Origin of the sequence: Caballeronia sp. PC1, assembly GCF_021353155.1 — a bacterium.
Classification (GTDB): domain Bacteria; phylum Pseudomonadota; class Gammaproteobacteria; order Burkholderiales; family Burkholderiaceae; genus Caballeronia; species Caballeronia cordobensis.
Genome location: NZ_JAJUBH010000002.1, coordinates 1,372,332 through 1,393,815, shown reverse-complemented (window position 1 = coordinate 1,393,815; position 21,484 = coordinate 1,372,332). Strand labels below are relative to the sequence as shown.

The window sequence follows — 21,484 nt, the reverse complement described above, 5'->3', positions numbered from 1 at the left end:
CTGAAATTGTTTGCGCAAGGCATAGGCGGCTCATGTCGCGTATGCCCTACATGTCGGTGACGCGCTTGTGACTGTCACCGAAGCTACGCACAATGGGTCAATGAGGAAGGGAAGCAAGACAGCCGATCGAATATAAAAGCACAGGGAGAGTTCCATGCATCGCTTCATCATCGTGGGCGGAGGGGCAGGCGGTCTCGAACTGGCGACGCGTCTGGGCGACCGGTTCGGATCGCCGGACGAGAAGACGCCGCCCAAAGCACAAGTCACGCTCGTCGACCGCAACCCGACGCATATCTGGAAGCCGCTCCTGCACGAAGTCGCGGCCGGCAGCATGGACCCGTTCACGCAGGAACTCGAATACGCCGCGCAGGCCTTGTGGCACGGCTTCGAATTCCAGCAGGGCGAGCTCGTCGGGCTGAATCGCGCGAAGAAAACCATCACGATCGGACCGCTGCGCGACGAGCATGCGGGCGAACTCTTGCCCGAGCGCGAGCTGGAATACGACACGCTGGTCGTCGCGATCGGCAGCACGACGCACTTCTTCGGCGTCGAAGGCGCGCAGCAAAACTCGATCGCGCTCGACACCGTCGGTCAGGCGGAGCTCTTCCGCAAGCGTCTGATCGCGGCCTGCATGCGCGCCGAGCACTTCGCGCCCGAGCCGGTCGCGGCGGGCGTGGAGGAGGCCGAGGAAGAGCCGGGCGTCGCTCCGGCGCCGCGCATTCAGGTAGCGATCGTCGGCGCGGGCGCAACAGGCGTCGAGTTGTCGGCCGAACTGCGCAACACCGCGCAGGTGCTGTCCGCCTACGGCTTGCACAAGCTCGATCCGAAGCACGATATCGGCATCGTGCTGATCGAGGCGGGACCGCGCATCCTGCCGGCGCTGCAGGAGCGCGTGTCCAGCGCGACCGCGGAGCTGCTGACCAAGCTCGGCGTGAAGCTTTTCACGGGCGAGACCGTCGCGGAGGTGTCGAGCGATTCGATCCGCACGGCGAGCGGCAAGACGATCCGCGCGGACTTGACGGTGTGGGCGGCCGGCATCAAGGCGCCGGCGATCCTCGCCAACCTCGACGGTCTGCCGACCAATCGCCTCGGCCAGCTCGTCGTGCGCCGCACGCTGCAGACGGAAATCGACGACAACGTCTTCGCGCTCGGCGATTGCGCCGCGTGTCCGTGGCCGGGCAACGAACGCAACGTGCCGCCGCGCGCGCAGGCGGCACATCAGCAGGCGAGCTTTCTGTTCAAGTCGCTGGAGCGGCTTTTGCAGGGCAAGCCGCTGCCCGAATATACCTATCGCGATTTCGGCTCGCTCGTGTCGCTCGGGCATTACAGCGCGGTCGGCAATCTGATGGGCGGGCTGATCGGCGGGAACATGCTGATCGAAGGGCTCTTCGCGCGTTTCATGTACATGTCGCTGTACCGGCTGCACGTCGCCGCGCTGCACGGCTACGCGCGCATGGTGCTCGACACCGTCGCGCACTGGCTGCGCCGCTCCACCGCGCCTCGCGTCAAGCTGCATTGATGGAATAGAGCGGCTGCGCCGTTCGTTCAAAGCTGTTTAGAATGGGCGGCGCGCTCGATTCGTGGCGCGCGTTCATTGTTGTTCATCGTCGTGCAGCGCCGCGCTGCGTGCAGCCTTGAGCTCGCCGCGCGGTTTCACGGACCCACGCCGCCGCACCTCACAGCAAAAATGACGCGACGGCCCTGCCGCGGGAGCCATCCATGCTAGACCCTGAAGTCGACCGTCTCATTCCGCACGTCCCGTTCGATCGGCGCACCTTCATCAAGGCCAGCCTCGGCACCGGCTTCGCGGCCGCCGTGCTGCCGGTGTCGGCGCAGACCATCACCACCGATACGAACGGCCTCGAAGCCGGCCAGATCGGCTTTCGCGGCGCGGACGGCACGCTCGTGCCGGCGTATCGCGCGCAACCGAAGGGCAAGACGCATTTGCCGGTCGTCATCGTGGTGCACGAGATTTTCGGGGTCCACGAGCATATCGCCGACGTGTGCCGGCGCTTCGCGAAACAAGGGTATCTGGCGATCGCGCCGGAATTCTTCACGCGCCAGGGCGACCCGAAGGCGTATTCGTCGATTCAGCAGCTCAACGAGCAGGTCGTGTCGAAAGTGCCGGATGCGCAGGTGCTCTCCGACATCGATCAGGCCGTCAAATGGGCGGGCGAGCACGGCGGCGACACCAAGCGCGCGGGCATCGTCGGATTTTGCTGGGGCGGGCGCATTTCGTGGCTCTATGCCGAGCGCAACCCGAATCTCAAGGCGGCAGTCGCGTTCTATGGGCGGCTCGTCGGCAACAAGACGGAGATGACGCCGAACAATCCGCTCGATCTCGCCAGCCAGCTCAAAGTGCCGGTGCTCGGGCTGTACGGCCGGCAGGATCAGAGCATTCCGCAGGACACCATCGAGCAGATGAAACAGGCGCTCGCGAACGATCCGCCGCCCGCGAAAAACTCGCAGTTCGTCGTGTACGACGACGCCGGGCACGCGTTCTTCGCGGATTATCGTCCGAGCTATCGGAAGGCGGACGCCGAGGATGGCTGGAAGCGCGCGCTCGCGTGGTTCCGCGAGCACGGCGTCAAGTAACGCGTCCTCAGCCTCAGGGATTCGGGCCGGTCGCGACGGGGCGGCCCGGATCGGCGCTCCACTCGCTCCACGATCCCGGATAAAGCGCCGCGCCGTGCAGGCCGGCGATCTCCATCGCGAGCACGTTGTGGCAGGCCGTCACGCCCGAGCCGCATTGCAGCACGATGCGGTCGGCCGGCGTCGCGCCGACCAGCGCGCCGAACGCTTCGCGCAATTCGTGCGCGGTCTTGAAGCGGCCTTCCTGCGTGAGATTGTTCTTGAAGAAGTGATTGAGTGCGCCGGGAATATGGCCGCCGACGGGGTCGATCGTCTCGTTCTCGCCGCGATAGCGATCGGCGGCGCGCGCATCGATCAGCAGATGATCCCGCGTGCCGATGCTGCGCTCGATCGCCTGAGCGTCGATGGTTACTTGCAGCGGCGCGCCCGCCTTGAACGTGCCTTGCGTCTTCGGCGGCACGGCCGTGTCGAGCGCATTGCCCGCGGCTTCCCACGCCTGCAGGCCGCCGTCGAGCAGCGCGACGGAATCGTGCCCGAGCCAGCGCAATAGCCACCACAGGCGCGCCGCGTACATGCCGCCGTGCGCGTCGTAGGCGACCACTTGCTGGCCTTCGTTCAGACCGAAACTCGCGAGTTTGGCGACGAGCGCTGCACGCTCCGGCAGCGGGTGCCGGCCGTTCGTGCCCGTCTTGGCGCCGGACAGATCGCGATCCAGATGAAGATAATGCGCGCCGGGAATGTGGCCTTGCGCGTAAGCCGCTTCGCCCGAATCGGGCGCGGCGAGATCGAAGCGGCAATCGAACACGACGATGCTGCCGGGCGCGGCGGCGAGCCGTTCGGCGAGATTGGTCGCCGAGATGAGCGTGGTGTAGTGAGTGTGCGGCATGAACGGCTCCTGAGCGACGCGCAAATTGCGGGGTCTTTAACCGTAAGTCTAAACAAAAAGGCGAGCCCGAAAGCCCGCCTTTTCGTAACACATGCCACGAGGCCCGATCAGATCGTGCCGAGTCGATGCCGCAGGAACTCGTGGAAGTGCTGCATGCCGGATTCCATCGGGCTCTGATACGGCCCGACCTGGTTTTCGCCACGCGACATCAGCGCGCGGCGGCCCGCGTCCATGCGCTCGGCGATTTCGTCGTCCTCGCGCGCGGTCTCCATGTACGCCGCGCGTTCCGCCTCGATGAACTCACGCTCGAACAGCGCGATTTCCTCGGGGTAATAGAACTCGACGATATTCGTCGTCTTCTGCGTGCCCTGCGGTATGAGCCACGACACGACCAGCACGTGCGGATACCACTCGATCATGAGGCCGGGGTAGTAGACCATCCAGATCGCGCCGAACTCGGGCGGCTTGCCGTTGCGAAAGCGCAGGACTTCGTCGTGCCACTTGCGATACGTCGGGCTGCCGGGCTTTTCCAGATTCTTGTGGACGCCGACCGTCTGCACGCTGTACCAGTCGCCGAATTCCCATTCGAGGTTGTCGCACGACACGAAACTGCCGAGACCCGGATGGAACGGCGCGACGTGGTAATCCTCCAGATAGACCTCGATGAAGGTCTTCCAGTTGTAGTTGCACTCGTGCACCTCGACGTGATCGAACATGAAGCCCGAAAAATCGAAGTGACGCGCGGTACCGAGCCTCGCGAGATCCGCGGCGACGTTGCGGCCCGCCGATTCGAACAGCAGACCTTGCCAGTTCTGCAGCGGCGTCTTGCCGAGGTTCAGGCAGGGCTTGTCCGCGAAATGCGGCGCGCCAAGCAACTGACCGTTGAGATCGTAGGTCCAGCGATGCAGCGGGCAGACGATGTTGTCGGCGCTGCCGCGGCCGTTGAGCATGATCGCCTGGCGATGGCGGCACACGTTGGACAGCAGTTCGATATCGTCCTGCCGGTTACGAACGAGCACGCGCCCTTCGCCCTCGCCGGGAAGCGCGAAATAGTTCCCCGCTTCGGGCACCATGAGTTCGTGCCCGACGTAGCGTGGACCTTGCTTGAAAAGTGTGTCGAGTTCGCGCGTTAGAAGCGCTTCGTCAAAGTAAGCCGTGACTGGCAGCTGGCTGTGAATGGCGTTCAGCTGCAATGCATTGCTCAGATTGGACATTCCCACTCCCGATGAAAACGTGAAAGCAGTGAACAACCCAACCATCGAAGATTCGATTTAGGGAGCCCGCGATTATACCCAAATTGGTCGCCGAGGGGCGCTTAAGGTCTTGATTTGGGTATAAATTGTCGCGAGAGTTCCTCACGCGGCCTTCGCTTGCGAGCGCGAATCACGCGTTCCGGCAAGGATTGAAGGACAATGCCGCCACGAGGCGTCAGTATTTCCGGATCGACCGGATGCGGGTCGAAAATTTGGCTTTTGCCGTAGAATGTGCGACTTGGTTCCAAAAATTCAATTGCACATCCACGATTCATGGCGAAGACCGCTGTCCAGGAAACAGGCGAGAAATCCGGCGCCGACGCAGAAAGCGCAGACGCCGCGCAGCTTCCGGCGAACTATGAGGCAGCGCTGGCGGAACTCGAATCGCTCGTTGCGCGCATGGAAGAGGGTGCGCTGAGTCTCGAGGAATCGCTTGCGGCTTATCGCCGCGGGGCGGCGCTTGTGGGCTTTTGCCAACAGCAGCTCGAAAAAGTCGAGCAGCAGGTGCGCGTTCTCGACGGCGAGACGCTCAAGCCGCTGCCCGCCGAGGTAAAGCGTGCGACCCAGAGTGCCGGAACCGGAAACGACAACGACGACCTATGACCTTTGAACAATGGATGCGCGCGACGCTCGACCGCGTCGAAACCGCACTCGAACACGCGCTTCCGGGCACGGACATCGCGCCCGCGCGGCTGCACGAAGCGATGCGCTATGCCGTCTTGGGCGGCGGCAAGCGGGTGAGACCGCTGCTGGTCCACGCGGCAGGCGAACTGACCGGCGCGAGCGCGCAGGCCGTGGAAGCGGCGAGCGCGGCGCTCGAAATGATTCACGTCTATTCGCTGGTGCATGACGACATGCCCGCCATGGACGACGACGCGCTGCGCCGGGGTAAGCCCACGGTACACATCCAATATGACGAAGCGACGGCACTGCTCGTCGGCGACGCGCTGCAGTCGCAGGCGTTCGTCGCGCTGACGGCGGAAGGCAATGGTCTGAACGATGCCCAGCAAGCCGCGCTCGTGCGCGAACTGGCCGTCGCGAGCGGCTCGCTCGGCATGGCGGGCGGGCAGGCCATCGATCTGGAAAGCGTCGGGCGCAAGCTGTCGCGGCCCGAGCTCGAAACGATGCATCGCAAGAAAACGGGCGCGCTGCTGCGCGCGTCGGTGCGCATGGGCGCGCTGGCGGGCGCGCATCCGGGCGCGGACGCGCTGGCGTCGCTGGACCAGTACGCCGCTGCGGTCGGGCTCGCGTTTCAGGTCGTCGACGACATTCTGGACGTCACCGCCGATTCCGCCACGCTCGGCAAGACTGCGGGTAAGGATGCGCAGCACGACAAGCCCACTTACGTGTCGATCATCGGGCTCGATGCATCGCGCGAACTCGCCGCGCAGCTCGGCCGCGACGCACACGCCGCGATTGAGCCGTTCGGCGCGCGCGGCCAGCGTCTCGCCGAGCTTGCCGACCTGGTCGTGAACCGGGTGAATTGATTGTTGAACGCGTGACGAAGCCCACGGCGCGAAAGTACGAATCGAAACAATTGCGCCGAACGAATCACGCCAGTTTTCCTAAAATGGGACGACGATGTACGACTTGCTGAAAACCATCGACGATCCGGCCGATTTGCGCGCCCTCGATCGCCGCCAACTGCAACCGCTGGCCGACGAGCTGCGAGCCTACGTGCTCGACAGCGTGTCGCAGACGGGTGGCCATCTGTCGTCCAATCTGGGCACGGTGGAACTGACGATCGCGTTGCACTATGTGTTCGATACGCCTAATGACCGCATCGTCTGGGATGTCGGCCATCAGACGTATCCGCACAAGATCCTCACCGGCCGACGCGAACAGATGCCGGGCCTGCGCCAGCTGGGCGGTATTTCCGGCTTCCCGCGCCGCACGGAATCCGAATACGACACGTTCGGCACCGCGCATTCGAGCACGTCGATTTCGGCGGCGCTCGGCATGGCGATCGCCAACAAGCTGCAGGGCGACAACCGCTTCTCGATCGCCGTGATCGGCGACGGCGCGATGACCGCGGGCATGGCCTTCGAGGCGATGAACAACGCGGGCGTCGCCGACGACGTGCCGCTGCTCGTGATCCTGAACGACAACGACATGTCGATCTCGCCGCCGGTGGGCGCGCTGAATCGCCATCTCGCACGCCTGATGTCGGGCCGTTTCTACGCCGCCGCGCGCGCGGGCGTCGAGCGCGTGCTGCGCCACGCGCCGCCGGTGCTCGACCTCGCCCGCAAGCTCGAAGAGCACGCGAAGGGCATGATCGTGCCGGCAACGCTCTTCGAAGAGTTCGGCTTCAACTACATCGGGCCGATCGACGGTCACGATCTCGACTCGCTGATCCCGACGCTGCAAAACATCAAAGAACTGCGCGGCCCGCAATTCCTGCACGTCGTCACGAAGAAGGGCCAGGGCTACAAGCTCGCGGAAGCCGATCCGGTGCTCTATCACGGTCCCGGCAAGTTCAATCCGGCCGAAGGCATCAAGCCCGCTGCCACCCCGTCGAAGAAAACCTACACGCAAGTGTTCGGTGAATGGCTGTGCGACGCCGCGGCGCTCGACTCGCGCGTGGTCGGCATCACGCCGGCGATGCGCGAAGGCTCCGGCATGGTGGAGTTCGAAAAGCGCTTCCCGGATCGTTACTTCGACGTCGGCATCGCCGAGCAGCACGCAGTGACCTTCGCGGGCGGGCTGGCTGCGGATGGCATGAAGCCCGTCGTCGCCATTTATTCGACCTTCCTGCAACGCGCGTATGACCAGTTGATTCACGACGTCGCGTTGCAGAACCTGCCGGTCGTGTTCGCGATCGACCGCGCCGGTCTCGTCGGCGCAGATGGTGCGACGCACGCGGGCAATTACGATCTCGCGTTCCTGCGCTGCATCCCGAACATGACGGTGATGGCCGCGTCGGACGAAAACGAGTGCCGCCAGATGCTCTACACGGCGCTGCAGCAGTCGAATCCGACGGCCGTGCGCTATCCGCGCGGCGCGGGCACGGGCGTCGCCACCGTCAAGCAGATGACCGCGATTCCCGTCGGCAAGGGCGAAATCCGCCGCGAGTCGTCGCAGAAGCTCGGCTCGGGCAAGCGCATCGCCATTTGCGCGTTCGGCACGATGGTCGCGCCGTCGCTCGCAGCAGCGGGCGAACTAGATTTGACCGTCGCCAACATGCGCTTTGTGAAGCCGGTCGACGCCGATCTGCTGCGCGAACTCGCCGCGACGCACGACGCCATCGTGACGATCGAAGAAGGCTCGATCATGGGCGGCGCGGGCTCCGCGTGCGTCGAGGCGCTGCTTGCGAGCGGCGTCATCAAGCCCGTGCTGCAACTCGGTTTGCCCGACGTCTTCATCGATCACGGCGATCCCGGCAAGCTGCTCGCTGGCGTCGGGCTCGACGCGGCCGGCATCGTCCGTTCGATTCGCGAGCGCTTTATCGATGCCGTCGAAAGCGCGCACGCAGGCAAGCTGACGAAGCGCGTCGCCTGACGCATCGCTTCGAACGGCGCGCTCGGGGCGCGCCGTGCATCAACGCTTTGGCACACGGCGCGGACTTCCCTCCGCGCCGTGTGCGCTTCAACGTTTCGATCCGCTCGCGTCTTCTCATCCTTGGACGCGCGGCGCATAAGGACAAAACAAATGAATCAGATGAATCCCGCCTTCGTGATGCCCGACGTTCAGAGCACGCCCGACACGCGCCAGATCGCGATTCAGCGCGTTGGCGTGAAAGGCGTGCGGCATCCGTTGTCGGTGGTGACGCAAAGCGGCGTGAAGCCGAGCGTCGGCGTATGGAATCTCGATGTGCATCTGCCCGCCGATCAGAAGGGCACGCACATGTCGCGCTTCGTCGCGCTGCTGGAGGAGAATCGCCATCCGCTCGACCAGCACGCGCTGCGCGGATTGCTCGCCGTGATGCTTTCGAAGCTCGAAGCGCATTCGGGGAGAATCGAAGTCACGCTGCCGTATTTCGTGATGAAGACGGCGCCCGTTTCCGGCGTGCAAAGTCTGCTGGACTACGAAGTGACGTTCATCGCGGAGCGGCGCGACGGCGAAACGCGCATGTCGATGCAAGTGCTCGTGCCGGTGACGAGCCTGTGTCCGTGCTCGAAGAAAATCTCGCAGTACGGCGCGCATAACCAGCGCTCGCACGTGACGATCAGGGCCGAAGTCTCGGACGAGATCGCGGTCGAGGACCTGATTCGTATCGCGGAAGAAGAGGCATCGTGCGAGCTGTGGGGGCTGCTGAAGCGCCCCGACGAAAAGTTCGTCACCGAGCGCGCGTATGAGAATCCGAAGTTCGTCGAAGACCTCGTGCGCGATGTCGCGACGCGCCTGAACGCGGACGAGCGCATCGTCGCGTATGTGCTCGAAGCGGAGAACTTCGAGTCGATTCACAATCACAGCGCGTATGCGGTGATCGAGCGGGACAAGCGCCGCGACGCGTAAGTCTTTTCAGGCGAGCGCCATTTCCGACGAAACGTGCGCTTCCCGCACCGAAGCGACGACCAGCGACGCCAGCCGCTCGACCGGCGGCGACGCGTTCCCCGCTGCGCGATGCAACGCGAGCGGAATCGAAGGCAACGTGGGCAAGCCGCATTCGCCGGCGTCGATCGCGCGCACCGTCGAGGGCAATCCGTAGCTCGTGCGCACCGTCACCCCCAGGCCCGCCGCGGCCGCCGCCCATAATCCCGACAGGCTCGGGCTCGTGAACGCCACGCGCCACTTGATGCCCGCGCGGTCCAGCGCCGCCGCGGCCGCGCTGTGAAAGAGACACGGACGATCGAACGCGATGAGCGGCAAAGGCTCGTCGGCGTCGAAGTGCCACGGCACCGCCGATGACGCGATCCAGCGCATGCGCGGCTCGGCGATCGGCTCGGCGATCATCGCGGCGTTGCTTTCGCCGGTGACGCTCGTGGCGCCCCAGGCGAGCGCCAGATCGAGTTGCCCGGAATCGATGCGCTCCAGAAGCTCCGTATTGCGCCCGACGCGCGCTTCGATGCGCACCCTCGGATGCGCGCGCGCGAAGCGGCCGAGCACGTCCGGCAACACCACTTCGCCGAAATCCTCCTGCAAGCCGAGGCGAATCCAGCCCTCCAGATCGACGCCGTGAATCGCCGCCGCCGCTTCGTCGTTCAAATCGACGAGACGCCGCGCATAGACGAGCATCACCTCGCCCGCGTCGGTGAGCGCGAGCCCGCGCCCCGATTTGCGAAAGAGCGCCGCACCCGCCTGTTCTTCGAGCTTGCGCAACTGGGCGCTCACCGCCGACGTCGAGCGGCCGACACGATCGGCGGCCTTCGCGAAGCTGCCCAGATCCATGCCCGTCACGAAGCTGCGCAATACCGCGAGATCGAAAGTTGTTTGGCTCATGATAATCGTCCGGATTTTCTGAATGGTCGCTGCGGAACTTTGCGATTTTCAGGACGATGCTAAGCCTGCAAACTGGCGCAGTCAATCTCGAAACGGACTGAATGATGGCTACCTCTCTCGTCAACGATGTTCGCGCGTTCGGTGACGCGCATCGCTGGAAAGTGCTCGGCGTCGGCGTGGCGGCCAACGCGAGCTTCTCGGCCGCGGCGGCGGGCATTCCGACCACGGCCGTCTGGCTGCGCGGCGGCTATCACCTGAGCAACGGCGAGCTCGGGCTCGTGCTCGGCGCGCTGGGCTTGGGCGTCGCGTTGTCCGAATTGCCGTGGGGCGTTCTGACGGATCGCCTGGGCGATCGTCCGGTGCTGCTGACCGGTCTGCTTTCGACCGCCGCCGTGCTTGTCGCGATGAGTCTTTTCGCCGTGCCGGCGTCGGCGACGCTCGGCTGGCTCGTCTTCGCGATGTGCGTATTGGGGCTGCTCGGCGGCAGCGTGAACGGATCGAGCGGGCGCGCGGTGATGGCGTGGTTCGCCGAAGGCGAGCGCGGCCTCGCGATGAGCATCCGGCAGACAGCGGTGCCGCTCGGCGGCGGCATCGGCGCGGCGTTGCTGCCGTGGCTCGCGTCGTCGCACGGTTTCGCGGCGGTATTCGGCGCGCTTGCGGCGATGTGCGCGGTGTCCGGCGCGTTCGCGTGGCGCTGGCTGCACGAGCCGCCGCATGCCACGCATCGCGCGGCGCCGCAACGGGACACCGCGCCGCTCGCGAACCTGCTGGTGTGGCGCGTCGTGCTGGGCATCGGCATTTTGTGCGTGCCGCAATTCGCGGTGCTGACCTTCGCGACCGTGTTCCTGCACGATGCGGGCCGTTTCGGCGTGACGGCCATCAGCGCGACGATGGGCGCGATTCAGCTCGGCGCGATGGCGATGCGCGTCTGGAGCGGCCGTCACACGGATCGGCATGGCAACCGGCGTGCGTACCTGCGGGTATCGGTGGGGGTGGCGTCGGCATCGTTCGTCGTGCTGGCAGCGGCAGTCGCGCTGGGCGTCGCGCATGCGCCGGTGCTGCTGGCGGTGCTGCTCGTTTTCGCGGGCATCTGCGCCTCGGCATGGCACGGCGTCGCGTACACGGAACTGGCGACGCTCGCGGGCACACAACGCGCCGGCACCGCGCTCGGCATGGCGAATACGGCCGTGTACGCGGGCTTCTTCGTGACGCCGCTCGTCATCCCGCATGCGCTCGCGGCTGGCTCATGGACGAGCGTGTGGCTGGGCGCGGGCGTGTGCGCTTCGTTTGCGTGGTGGTTGTTCCCGCGCCCCGCGCGACCTTAAACTGGCCGTCTGGACACGACCACGCGGAGCGCACCTTGATTCTCATCGGCCAATACGATTCCCCGTTCGTGCGGCGCGTCGCGATCGCGCTGACGCTCTACGACATGCAATACGAGCATCGCCCGTGGTCGGCATTCAGCGACGCCGCCAAGATCGCGCCCTACAACCCGCTCTGCCGCGTGCCGACGCTCGTGCTCGATTCGGGCGACGCGCTCATCGAGAGCACGATGATCCTCGATTACCTCGACGAACAAGCGGGCGATGCGCGCGCGATGATCGCGTCAAGCGGGCCGGAGCGGCGTCAGGCGCTGAAGGTGTGCGCGCTCGCGACGGGTTTCGCCGACAAGGCCGTCGCGCTCCTCTACGAACGCGTGCTGCACAAGGAGAAATCGCAGTCGTGGCTCGATCGCTGCACGGGTCAGGTCGAGCGCGTGCTCAACGCGCTGGAGGCGGACCGCGCCGCGCGCGCGACGCCTTACTGGTTCGGCGACGCGATCGGTCACGCGGATATCGCGGTGGCCTGCGCGTTGCGTTTCGCGCGCGAGGCGCATCCGGAGATTTTTTCGCCGACGCGCTGGCCGACGCTCATCGGCCATAGCGACCGCTGCGAAGGGCTGCCGGTGTTCAGGGCGATCGCGCAGCCGCTCAACCCGCCAAGATAAAAATCAGGCGCGCGCGAGCGACGTCAGATCCCAACGCGGCTTCACGGTGAACGCGTAGTCGCGCACAGCCTGGTCCGGCCAGCGCGAGAGTCGCAGCGCGCCCGCGAGCGCGATCATCGCGCCGTTGTCGGTGCACAGGGAGAGATCGGGGTAATGCACGTCGAAGCGGCGCTTTTTCGCCGCCGCCGACAGCGCCTCGCGCAACTGCCGGTTCGCGCCGACGCCGCCCGCCACGACGAGCCGCTTCAGCCCCGTCTTCTTCAGCGCGGCCAGCGATTTCGCGACGAGCACGTCCACGGCCGCATCGACGAAACCGCGCGCGAGATCGGCCTTCGCCTGTTCGCAGACGTTGTTGCCGAGCTTGCGGCTTTGCGTGAGCACGGCCGTCTTGAGGCCGCTGAAGCTGAAGTCGAGATCGCCCGAATGCAGCATCGGACGCGGCAGCGCGACCGCGCCCGGCGTGCCGAATTCCGCGAGCCGCGAGACTTCCGGCCCGCCCGGATAGCCGAGGCCGAGCAGTTTCGCGGTCTTGTCGAAGGCTTCGCCGGCGGCGTCGTCGAGGGTTTCGCCCAGCGTCTCGTAGACGCCGACATCGGTCACGCGCATCAGTTGCGTGTGTCCGCCCGACACGAGGAGCGCGACGAACGGAAACGGCGGAGGCGCATCGACGAGCAGCGGCGACAGCAGATGCCCTTCGAGATGATGGATGCCGACCGTGGGCTTGTTCCAGGCCATCGCGAGCGCATTGGCAATGCTCGCACCGACCAGCAGCGCGCCCGCGAGCCCCGGTCCCTGCGTGAACGCGATGGCGTCGATGTCGGCGCGCTGCGCACCGGACTTCGTCAGCACTTCTTCGAGCAGCGGCAGCGCCCGGCGGATGTGATCGCGCGAGGCCAGCTCCGGCACCACGCCGCCGTATTCGCGATGCATCGCGATCTGCGAGTGAAGGGCGTGCGAAAGCAGCCCGCGCTCGGTGTCGTAGAGGGCGAGGCCGGTTTCGTCGCAGGAGCTTTCGATGCCGAGAACGAGCATGGATTCAATGCGTTAGAGGGAACAAAAAAGTATAGCAGCGGGCGGGGATGGGCGTGCCGAAGGTAAAATGCGCGCCATGGAATCTTTCGATATTGCCGTCATCGGCGCGGGCGCGGCGGGCATGATGTGCGCGGCCGTGGCCGCTCAGTCCGGCCGCCGCGTCGTGCTCATCGACCACGCCGAGCGCCTCGCCGAGAAAATCCGCATCTCCGGCGGCGGGCGCTGCAACTTCACGAACATCAATGCGCAGCCGGGCAATTTCCTGTCGGCGAATCCGCATTTCTGCCGCTCCGCGCTCGCGCGCTATACGCCGCGCGATTTTCTCGCGCTGCTCAAGCAATACCGCGTGAAATGGCACGAGAAGCACAAGGGCCAACTTTTTTGCGACGACTCCAGCGAGACCGTCATCGACGTGCTGAAAAGCGAGTGCGATGCGGGCGGCGTCACTTGGCGGCGTCCGGTGAGCGTGCACGAGATTCGTCACGACGGCGCGCGTTTCGCGCTCGACACGACCGCGGGCGCGATCGGCGCGGCGGCGCTCGTGATCGCGACGGGCGGCCTCTCCATTCCGAAGATCGGCGCGACGGACTTCGGCTATCGCGTTGCGAAGCAGTTCGGCCACACGCTCGTCGAGACGCGTCCGGCGCTCGTGCCGCTCACGTTCACGTCGGCGGACTGGGCGCCGTTCGCGGCGTTGTCGGGGCTTTCGCTGCCAGTGCGTATCGGTACGGGCAAAGGCAAGACGCGCGGCGAGTTCGACGAGGATCTGCTGCTCACGCATCGCGGCGTCTCCGGCCCCGGCGTGCTGCAGATTTCGAGCTACTGGAACACGTCAGAGCCGATTCACGTCGATCTGCTTCCCGACCTCGACGCCACCGGCATGCTCATCGAAGCGAAAGCCGGCTCGAAAAAACAGATCGGCAATTTCCTGGCCGAGCACGTGCCGGCGCGGCTCGCGCACGCGTGGCTCGAAGCGCGGCAAGTATCCGTCGATGCGCGCCTCGCCGATCTGCCCGACCGCACGCTCAAGGCGATCGGCGCGTCGCTGTCGGACTGGACGCTCACGCCGAGCGGCACCGAGGGGTATCGCAAGGCGGAAGTCACGCGCGGCGGGGTGGATACGCGCGAGCTTTCGTCCGCGACGATGATGAGCGAGCGCGTGGCGGGCCTCTATTTCATCGGCGAGGCGGTCGATGTCACCGGCTGGCTCGGCGGCTACAACTTTCAGTGGGCGTGGGCGTCGGGCGTCGCGGCGGGCAAGGCCGCGGCCGAGTTCGCGCGCGGCGCGGCGACGGCCGCGTAAGCGCGGCACGGGGTTTTGGCGAGTCTCGAAATGCGGACCCGTTTGCTATACTCGGACGGTCATCGGAGGATTCTCTCCGCTTCCGGCTAGCGCTCGAAAACGGCCTGCTAAATCCCGCTTGAGGAGGCGTTCCCAAGCGGGTTTTTGCTTTCGCGGGTGGGTCGCGCGCCTCGCCGGAATCAAACTTTCGCAATTGCACCGGGTGAACGATGAGCCTCAAAGACCAGATCAACGACGACATGAAAACGGCCATGCGCGCGAAGGAAACCGAGCGCCTCGGCACGATTCGCCTGCTGCTCGCGGCCATCAAGCAGCGTGAAGTCGACGATCGCGTCACGCTCGACGACGCGGCCATCACCGGCGTCATCGACAAGATGATCAAGCAGCGCAAGGATTCGATCAGCCAGTTCGAAGCGGCGGGCCGCACCGATCTCGCCGACAAGGAAAAAGCGGAACTGGCCGTGTTGGCGGCGTACATGCCCCAACAGCTTTCCGCCGATGCGATCGCCGCCGAGGTTCAGGCGGCCGTCGCCGCGACGGGCGCCGCCGGCCCGCAGGACATGGGCAAGGTGATGGGCGTGCTCAAGCCGAAGCTCGCCGGCAAGGCCGACATGACCGCCGTCTCCGCGCAGGTGAAGGCCGCGCTCGCCAAGTAACCTCCGCAGCCGACTGACGGTGATCCCGCACGCATTCCTGCAGGACCTGCTCAACCGCGTCGATATCGTCGACGTGGTGGGCCGCTACGTCCAGTTGAAAAAGGGCGGCGCGAATTTCATGGGGCTTTGCCCGTTTCACAACGAGAAGAGTCCGTCGTTCACGGTCAGCCCGACCAAGCAGTTCTATCACTGCTTCGGTTGCGGCGCGCACGGCACCGCGATCGGCTTTCTGATGGAGCACACCGGCCTCACGTTTCCGGAGGCCGTGAAGGATCTCGCGCAGGGCGCGGGCCTGACGGTGCCGCAGGAACCCTCATCGTTCAATCGCGGCGGCGGCAGCGGCGGCGATTACGCCCCGAGCAAGGCGGTCAGCGTCGCGCTCACGGACGTGATGCAGACCGCGTGTGATTTCTACCGCAAGCAGCTGCGCGGCGCGCCGAACGCCATCGCTTATCTGAAAAAGCGCGGACTGACCGGCGAGGTCGCCGCGCGCTTCGGGCTCGGTTACGCACCGGACGGCTGGCAGAATCTCGAAGCCGCGTTTTCCGATTATCGCGATGAAAATCTCGTGGAATCCGGGCTCGTGATCGTCAGCGAGAAAACCGATTCGCAAGGTCAGGCGCGGCGCTACGACCGCTTCCGCGAACGCGTGATGTTCCCGATCCGCAACGTGAAGGGCAACGTGATCGGCTTTGGCGGGCGCGTGCTCGACGGCGGCGAGCCCAAATATCTGAACTCGCCGGAGACGCCGCTCTTCAGCAAGGGCAGCGAACTGTACGGGCTGTTCGAGGCGCGGCTCGCGATTCGCGAACTGGGCTACGTGCTCGTCGTCGAAGGCTATATGGATGTCGTCGCGCTCGCGCAACTCGGCTTTGCCAACGCCGTGGCGACGCTTGGCACGGCTTGCACGCCAGTTCATGTGCAAAAGCTCTTTCGTCAGACGGATACCGTGGTTTTCAGCTTCGACGGCGATTCCGCCGGCCGACGCGCCGCGCGCCGTGCGCTCGAAGCCGCGCTGCCGCACGCGGCGGACAATCGCACGGTCAAGTTCCTGTTCCTGCCGAAGGAGCACGATCCGGACAGCTACGTGCGCGAATTCGGCACCGACGGATTCGGCGAGCAGGTCGATCGCGCCATGCCGCTGTCGCAATTCTTGTTGAACGAGGTGCTGAACGACAAGGAGCTGGATCAGCCCGAAGGACGCGCGAAGGCGCTTTTCGACGCGAAACCGCTGCTTCAGGCGCTGCCCGCGAACGCGCTGCGGGTGCAGATCCTGCATATGCTCGCGGACCGGCTCGACACGCCGTTCACCGAGATCGCCGCGCTGTGCGACATCGATTCCCGTGCGGCGGCTGTCGCGCGCGCGAACGTGCCGAAGAGCGAGCGCCGCCGCGTGACGGGCCAGGAGCAACGCGCGCTGCGCAATCTGGTGATGTACCCGGGCATCGCGGGTTCGCTCGATCAGGACAGCGAGCGCACCCTCGTGACGATGACCGAGCATGGCGAGCTTTTCAGCGAAGTGATCGGCCACGCGCGCGAGCTTGGCGGCGAGGCTGAATTCCAGATGCTCTCGGACGTCTTGAGAAATGCAGCAAATGCGCCCACGTACGAAGATATCTTCCAGGAAATTCTCGCCTATGATGAAAACGTTCGCGATTTGCTGATGCGCGACCCGTCGGACGAGGGTGCGGCGCAGCGGGTCGAGGAACAGAGGCGCCTGCTCGCCGAGGAATTGCAGGCGACGGTCGTCAAATTGCGTCATGACAGTTACCGGGCGCGGCTCGATCAACTGGCGCGGCAGTCGAGCCTGTCCGCGGAAGAGGTCGCGGAGTTCTCGGAGCTCTCGGCGAAAGTCGCGCAGATCAAGGCGGGACGGGGCGCGAGCGCGGATGCGGCTGGGTGAGAATGCTATAATCGGCAGTTCAAGACGAGTTGCTTTTTGTCAACTATTTCGGTGTTTTTTGCTAGCTTTTGGCTGTGGATGTTTAGCAGGCGTCTAGCTGCTCGCAAAGAACATTCGAGGGTGTGTCGCGGTAGGCGTAACGAGAGGCGGAACGATAAGGGCGGTGGCTTTGCCGGCTGGGTGAGATTGCGGAGTGTGCGAGCGGTTACGTGGTGCGCGCCGCATATTTCACGCGAAAGGGCCAGCTGGGCACGCCGACGAACAGACGGGCGTAAGGGAAGCGGCTGCTATTGAGGGTAGGGCGAAGAGACGATTCACACTCGTTCGATCCGCGATGGCGCCCCGGGCAGGGCACGCAGGACGATGCAGCGTGCGCGTATTGGGTATTCACGGTTCCATCGGCTGTTGTCCAGCAGCCGCGAGTCGAGACTAGAGCCGGTATGGCGAACTCCATGACGAAAAAGCTGAACGATGTATCCGTCGAAGACGACGCAATGCAAAACGCAGAGTCTGGCGCCGCTCCCGCGGCAAAAGTCGAAAAGGCCAGGGCCCGCGATCGCCGTGCGAAAGAAAAAGCGCTGCTGAAGGACGCGTTCTCGTCGAGCGCGCCCGGCACCGTCGAGGAACTCGAGGAGAGGCGCGGCAAGTTGCGCGCGCTCATCAAGCTCGGCAAGGAGCGCGGCTTTCTCACTTATGGCGAGATCAACGATCACCTGCCGGACAACTTCACGGAAACCGAGGCGATCGAAGGCATCATCAGCACGTTCAATGACATGGGCGTGGCGGTGTACGAACAGGCGCCCGATGCCGAAACGCTCCTTCTGAACGACAACGCGCCCAACGCTTCTTCCGACGACGAAGTCGAGGAAGAGGCCGAAGTCGCGCTCTCCACCGTCGATTCCGAGTTCGGCCGCACGACCGACCCCGTACGCATGTACATGCGCGAGATGGGCACGGTCGAACTGCTGACGCGCGAGGGCGAGATCGAGATCGCAAAGCGCATCGAAGATGGCCTGAAGCACATGGTCATGGCGATCTCCGCGTGCCCGACGACCATCGCCGACATTCTGGCGATGGCCGAGCGGGTCCAGAACGAGGAAGTGCGCGTCGACGAACTCGTCGACGGCCTGATCGATCCGAACGCCCAGGACACCGACGGTTTCTCCGAGCAGGAAGCCGAGGCTATCGAATCGGAAGAGGAAGAAACCGAGGAAGAAGGCGACGAGGAAGAGGAAGAAGAGGACGACGGGAGCGCGCAGGCCAGCGCCAACGCCGCTCAGCTCGAAGCGCTGAAACTCCAGTCGCTCGAGAAATTCGCCCTCATCAGCGAATGGTTCGAAAAGATGCGCCGCGCCTACGAGAAGGAAGGCTACAAGTCGAAGGCGTATCTGAAGGCGCAGGAAGCCATTCAGACCGAGCTGATGAACATCCGCTTCACGGCGCGCACCGTCGAGCGCCTGTGCGACACGTTGCGCGCTCAGGTGGACGAAGTGCGTCAGGTCGAGCGTCAGATTCTGCATACGGTCGTCGACAAGTGCGGCATGCCGCGCGCGGAGTTCATCACGCGTTTCCCGGGCAGCGAGACGGATCTCGAATGGGCCGACAAAGTCGTCGCCGAAGGCCATGAGTACAGCGCGGTGCTGGAGCGCAACATTCCGGCGATCCGCGAGCAGCAGCAGCGGCTGCTGGACTTGCAGGCGCGCGTCGTGTTGCCGCTGAAGGATCTGAAGGAAACCAACCGTCAGATGGCGGCGGGCGAGTTGAAGGCGCGTCAGGCGAAGCGCGAAATGACCGAGGCGAATCTGCGTCTCGTGATTTCCATCGCGAAGAAGTACACGAACCGCGGATTGCAGTTCCTCGATCTCATTCAGGAAGGCAACATCGGCCTGATGAAGGCGGTGGACAAGTTCGAATATCGTCGCGGCTACAAGTTTTCGACTTACGCCACGTGGTGGATCCGCCAGGCCATCACGCGCTCGATCGCGGACCAGGCGCGCACCATTCGCATTCCGGTTCACATGATCGAGACGATCAACAAGATGAACCGCATCTCGCGGCAGATTCTGCAGGAAACCGGCCTCGAGCCGGATCCGGCGACGCTCGCCGAAAAGATGGAGATGCCCGAGGACAAGATCCGCAAGATCATGAAGATCGCGAAGGAGCCGATCTCCATGGAAACGCCGATCGGCGACGACGACGATTCGCATCTCGGCGATTTCATCGAGGATACGAACACGGTGGCGCCTTCCGATGCCGCGCTGCATGCATCGATGCGCGATGTGGTGAAGGACGTGCTCGATTCGCTGACGCCGCGCGAGGCGAAGGTGCTGCGTATGCGGTTCGGCATCGAGATGAGCACCGATCACACGCTGGAAGAGGTCGGCAAGCAGTTCGACGTGACGCGCGAGCGGATCCGGCAGATCGAGGCGAAGGCATTGCGCAAGCTGCGTCATCCGAGCCGGTCGGACAAGCTGAAGTCGTTCCTCGAGGGCAACTGACGGGACTTGTTTTGAGAGGCGTTGTGAGGCAAACTCGCTACCCTTCGATAGACGCCCGCGCGATGTTCGGATGTGACAGAAAGCGCCGATAGGGGCGCTTTCTTTTTGTGGTTTTGGTCTTTTTCTTCCTTTTGTTCCTCGCAGGGCCGGAAGCTTAATTGGTATAAGCTGTCGACTCATAATCGACCGATAGTGGGTTCGAGTCCCACCCGGCCCACCATAGTTTTCCTAATTACATCAATTGGTTGCACGTCCGTCGATCCTCGCTGGGGCTTTTCGGGGTCAATAACGCAATCTCAAGTCGCACCATCTCGATATCGTTTTGTGCGCCGTCAATCCAGCGCGAGTAGATTCGCAAGAACATCTCGATGCTGTGGCCAAGCTGCTTCGCGTAGAACGCCGGCGTCATGCCCGCCATCAGCATCGCTGTTGCGTACGTGTCTGGGACGACGGTAGCGCATACCGAGCCGCTTGAGCAGACTGGGCCAGAACACGCGCTGAAACGCTTCTTCGCTGCGTCACGGCAGTTCATATCGGGGGTCCTGAAACACCGTCCGCCGGCATCCTGCGTGAAGGCGCGTTGGCGTTGCTGAGCCGCGAGCGAGCGGCTATTCAGGCGCACTAGGCGCACTAGGCGGGCTTCGGCCGTTTTGGTGCGGTTCCTTTCTTACCCCGCCACCAGCACACGCTCGATCGCGATCGTGCCTTCCTTGAAATCCACGCAGCGCCATTCCAGTCCGTTGATCTCGGAGGGGCGCATTCACGACCAGAACCAGAGTTCGATGTAGTCGCGGATCTGGGGATCGCGCAAGGCGGCTTCCGTGATGATCGATTCCAACTCCTCGCGCGAGAACGGATCGGTGGGCCGGCGCTGATGCTTGGCGCGGGGCGACGGCCTCGGCGACGTTGGTCGGCATCAGCTCATCGGCGACCGCGGCGGCCAGCGCCATGCGCAGCACCGAGACATAGTTGTGGATCGTCTTCTTGCCCGAGAGCTCCCGGGCGGCTGGCGATGGCGGAGCGGACGTGCGAGAGCTTAAGGGACGCAAGGGGCAGCGCACCCATCGAGCGGTTGCGCTGGTCACACAATGAGCGCGTCCAGAACTTGACGGCGGCGTCGTAGCCGATGCGGTGGACGCCTCGATTCGGGTCATGTCGAGCTACTGCGTGAGCCACGCTTCGACGGTGAGTTCGGTCGCTGTTTTCGTTGCTCGCCGTTTCGCAGGCGCAGGCGAGGGATCTCGCAACGGCGCGTCGGGTGATGCAGCGCGATCATGCGTGGCGTTCGCTACCTTGATGGTTTTCGGTGCTTTCGTTGGCGGTCGCTCGGTCGACGATTCCTGCGCCGGCGCGAGTTCTGTGTCGGGAAAGTAATCGGTCATACGGAGCGCGCCGGTCTTGATACGCGCGCGAATCTCGGCGATCAGCCGATTCGCGTACTTGATGTTCGCGGGCGTGGGCAACACGGGCTCGCTCCCGATCATGGGCGTAACGCGAGGCGGCCCAGTCGGCTACCAGCAGATGCCGGTGCCGCCCGAGGGCGACTTGTTCAAGCCCGAGAAGCTGGTGACGGTCGATATTGTGCCGAGCACTTACATCGACTGGGTGCGCGGCTTGGATCTGGCCAGCGTCGAAGGCGAGGGCGACTGGACCGCAGGGGCGAAGCTGGGGCGCCTCGCGGATGGGCGCTACGTGATCGGCGACATGTCGCGCGGGCGCTGGGGACTGGACCGGCGCGACGCGGTGATCGCCGCCACGGCCCAGATGGATAGCGTGAGCACACGCGTGGGCGTGACTCAAGATCCGGGCCAGGCGGGTCGGACGCAGGTGCTGCATCTGACGCGCGCGCTGGCCGGATACTGGGTGGTGAGCAGCCCGGAAACGGGCGACAAGGTCACGCGCGCCGAGCCTTTCGCCGCGCAGGTCAACGTCGGCAACGTGATACTGGTGGGCGGCGACTGAAACGCGGCGCTGGTGGCCGAGCTACGCGGTTTT

The 21,484-nt window shown here is 64.7% G+C and carries 19 protein-coding genes and 1 tRNA gene; 14 read left to right on the top strand and 6 right to left on the bottom strand.

The window, feature by feature from the left end; genetic code table 11:
• The first annotated feature begins 154 nt into the window (after positions 1–154).
• Positions 155–1,519 (top strand): NAD(P)/FAD-dependent oxidoreductase, encoded by a 1,365-nt coding sequence (locus LY284_RS22485; protein ID WP_045455079.1) that lies wholly within the window; start codon positions 155–157, stop codon positions 1,517–1,519.
• A 200-nt stretch (positions 1,520–1,719) separates the two neighbouring features.
• Entirely contained in the window at positions 1,720–2,595 is an 876-nt protein-coding gene (locus LY284_RS22480; protein ID WP_053569378.1) for a dienelactone hydrolase family protein, read from the top strand.
• A gap of 13 nt (positions 2,596–2,608) precedes the next feature.
• Here the strand turns inward: LY284_RS22480 and LY284_RS22475 are convergent, their stop codons facing one another.
• Entirely contained in the window at positions 2,609–3,478 is an 870-nt protein-coding gene (locus LY284_RS22475; protein WP_045455073.1) for a sulfurtransferase, read from the bottom strand.
• 107 nt (positions 3,479–3,585) lie between these two features.
• Positions 3,586–4,692: an aromatic ring-hydroxylating dioxygenase subunit alpha gene (locus LY284_RS22470; RefSeq protein ID WP_014251361.1), complete on the bottom strand. Its 1,107-nt coding sequence runs from the start codon at positions 4,690–4,692 to the stop codon at positions 3,586–3,588.
• A 312-nt stretch (positions 4,693–5,004) separates the two neighbouring features.
• Here LY284_RS22470 and LY284_RS22465 point away from each other — a divergent pair, with 312 nt between their 5' ends.
• From LY284_RS22465 to folE2, 4 genes are all read left to right on the top strand, one after another.
• Positions 5,005–5,334, top strand: coding sequence for an exodeoxyribonuclease VII small subunit (locus tag LY284_RS22465; RefSeq protein WP_014251360.1), 330 nt, complete (start codon positions 5,005–5,007; stop codon positions 5,332–5,334).
• Positions 5,331–6,218: a polyprenyl synthetase family protein gene (locus LY284_RS22460; RefSeq protein WP_053569375.1), complete on the top strand. Its 888-nt coding sequence runs from the start codon at positions 5,331–5,333 to the stop codon at positions 6,216–6,218. The genes LY284_RS22465 and LY284_RS22460 overlap by 4 nt, the downstream gene beginning before the upstream one ends.
• 94 nt (positions 6,219–6,312) lie before the next feature.
• Positions 6,313–8,229: a 1-deoxy-D-xylulose-5-phosphate synthase gene (gene dxs / locus LY284_RS22455; RefSeq protein WP_233388017.1), complete on the top strand. Its 1,917-nt coding sequence runs from the start codon at positions 6,313–6,315 to the stop codon at positions 8,227–8,229.
• Between the two features lie 150 nt (positions 8,230–8,379).
• Positions 8,380–9,186, top strand: a complete 807-nt coding sequence (folE2, locus tag LY284_RS22450) for a GTP cyclohydrolase FolE2 (protein ID WP_014251357.1) — start codon at positions 8,380–8,382, stop codon at positions 9,184–9,186.
• Between the two features lie 6 nt (positions 9,187–9,192).
• On the opposite strand, the gene LY284_RS22445 is transcribed toward folE2, so the two are convergent.
• A complete protein-coding gene (locus LY284_RS22445) occupies positions 9,193–10,110 on the bottom strand; it encodes a LysR substrate-binding domain-containing protein (protein WP_233388016.1) in 918 nt (305 codons plus the stop codon).
• A gap of 101 nt (positions 10,111–10,211) precedes the next feature.
• Here LY284_RS22445 and LY284_RS22440 point away from each other — a divergent pair, with 101 nt between their 5' ends.
• A complete protein-coding gene (locus tag LY284_RS22440; RefSeq protein ID WP_233388015.1) occupies positions 10,212–11,435 on the top strand; it encodes an MFS transporter in 1,224 nt (407 codons plus the stop codon).
• 35 nt (positions 11,436–11,470) lie between these two features.
• The gene (locus LY284_RS22435) at positions 11,471–12,097 is read left to right on the top strand and encodes a glutathione S-transferase family protein (RefSeq protein ID WP_233388014.1); all 627 of its coding nucleotides are present in this window, start codon (positions 11,471–11,473) and stop codon (positions 12,095–12,097) included.
• A 3-nt stretch (positions 12,098–12,100) separates the two neighbouring features.
• Here the strand turns inward: LY284_RS22435 and tsaD are convergent, their stop codons facing one another.
• On the bottom strand, positions 12,101–13,129 hold the full coding sequence (gene tsaD / locus LY284_RS22430) for a tRNA (adenosine(37)-N6)-threonylcarbamoyltransferase complex transferase subunit TsaD (RefSeq protein ID WP_233388013.1): 1,029 nt from the start codon (positions 13,127–13,129) through the stop codon (positions 12,101–12,103).
• 76 nt (positions 13,130–13,205) lie between these two features.
• Between tsaD and LY284_RS22425 the strand changes: the two genes are divergently transcribed.
• The 5 genes from LY284_RS22425 to LY284_RS22405 all read left to right on the top strand — a co-directional run bounded on the left by LY284_RS22425 (position 13,206) and on the right by LY284_RS22405 (position 19,709).
• Positions 13,206–14,432 (top strand): NAD(P)/FAD-dependent oxidoreductase, encoded by a 1,227-nt coding sequence (locus LY284_RS22425; protein WP_014251352.1) that lies wholly within the window; start codon positions 13,206–13,208, stop codon positions 14,430–14,432.
• Positions 14,433–14,641: 209 nt separating this feature from the next.
• On the top strand, positions 14,642–15,088 hold the full coding sequence (locus LY284_RS22420) for a GatB/YqeY domain-containing protein (RefSeq protein ID WP_233388012.1): 447 nt from the start codon (positions 14,642–14,644) through the stop codon (positions 15,086–15,088).
• A gap of 19 nt (positions 15,089–15,107) precedes the next feature.
• Positions 15,108–16,991, top strand: a complete 1,884-nt coding sequence (gene dnaG, locus LY284_RS22415; protein WP_233388011.1) for a DNA primase — start codon at positions 15,108–15,110, stop codon at positions 16,989–16,991.
• A gap of 440 nt (positions 16,992–17,431) precedes the next feature.
• Entirely contained in the window at positions 17,432–19,489 is a 2,058-nt protein-coding gene (gene rpoD, locus LY284_RS22410) for an RNA polymerase sigma factor RpoD (RefSeq protein WP_075644265.1), read from the top strand.
• Positions 19,490–19,632: 143 nt separating this feature from the next.
• Positions 19,633–19,709: transfer RNA gene (locus LY284_RS22405), tRNA-Ile, on the top strand.
• Positions 19,710–19,721: 12 nt separating this feature from the next.
• Here LY284_RS22405 and LY284_RS22400 read toward each other — a convergent pair.
• Complete coding sequence (locus LY284_RS22400; protein ID WP_233388010.1) at positions 19,722–20,021, bottom strand: hypothetical protein; 300 nt, start codon at positions 20,019–20,021, stop codon at positions 19,722–19,724.
• 628 nt (positions 20,022–20,649) lie between these two features.
• Positions 20,650–20,973 (bottom strand): Arm DNA-binding domain-containing protein, encoded by a 324-nt coding sequence (locus LY284_RS22395; RefSeq protein WP_233388009.1) that lies wholly within the window; start codon positions 20,971–20,973, stop codon positions 20,650–20,652.
• Between LY284_RS22395 and LY284_RS22390 the strand changes: the two genes are divergently transcribed.
• On the top strand, positions 20,888–21,451 hold the full coding sequence (locus LY284_RS22390) for a hypothetical protein (RefSeq protein ID WP_233388447.1): 564 nt from the start codon (positions 20,888–20,890) through the stop codon (positions 21,449–21,451). The two genes, LY284_RS22395 and LY284_RS22390, sit on opposite strands and share 86 nt — an antisense overlap.
• Positions 21,452–21,484: the final 33 nt, after the last annotated feature.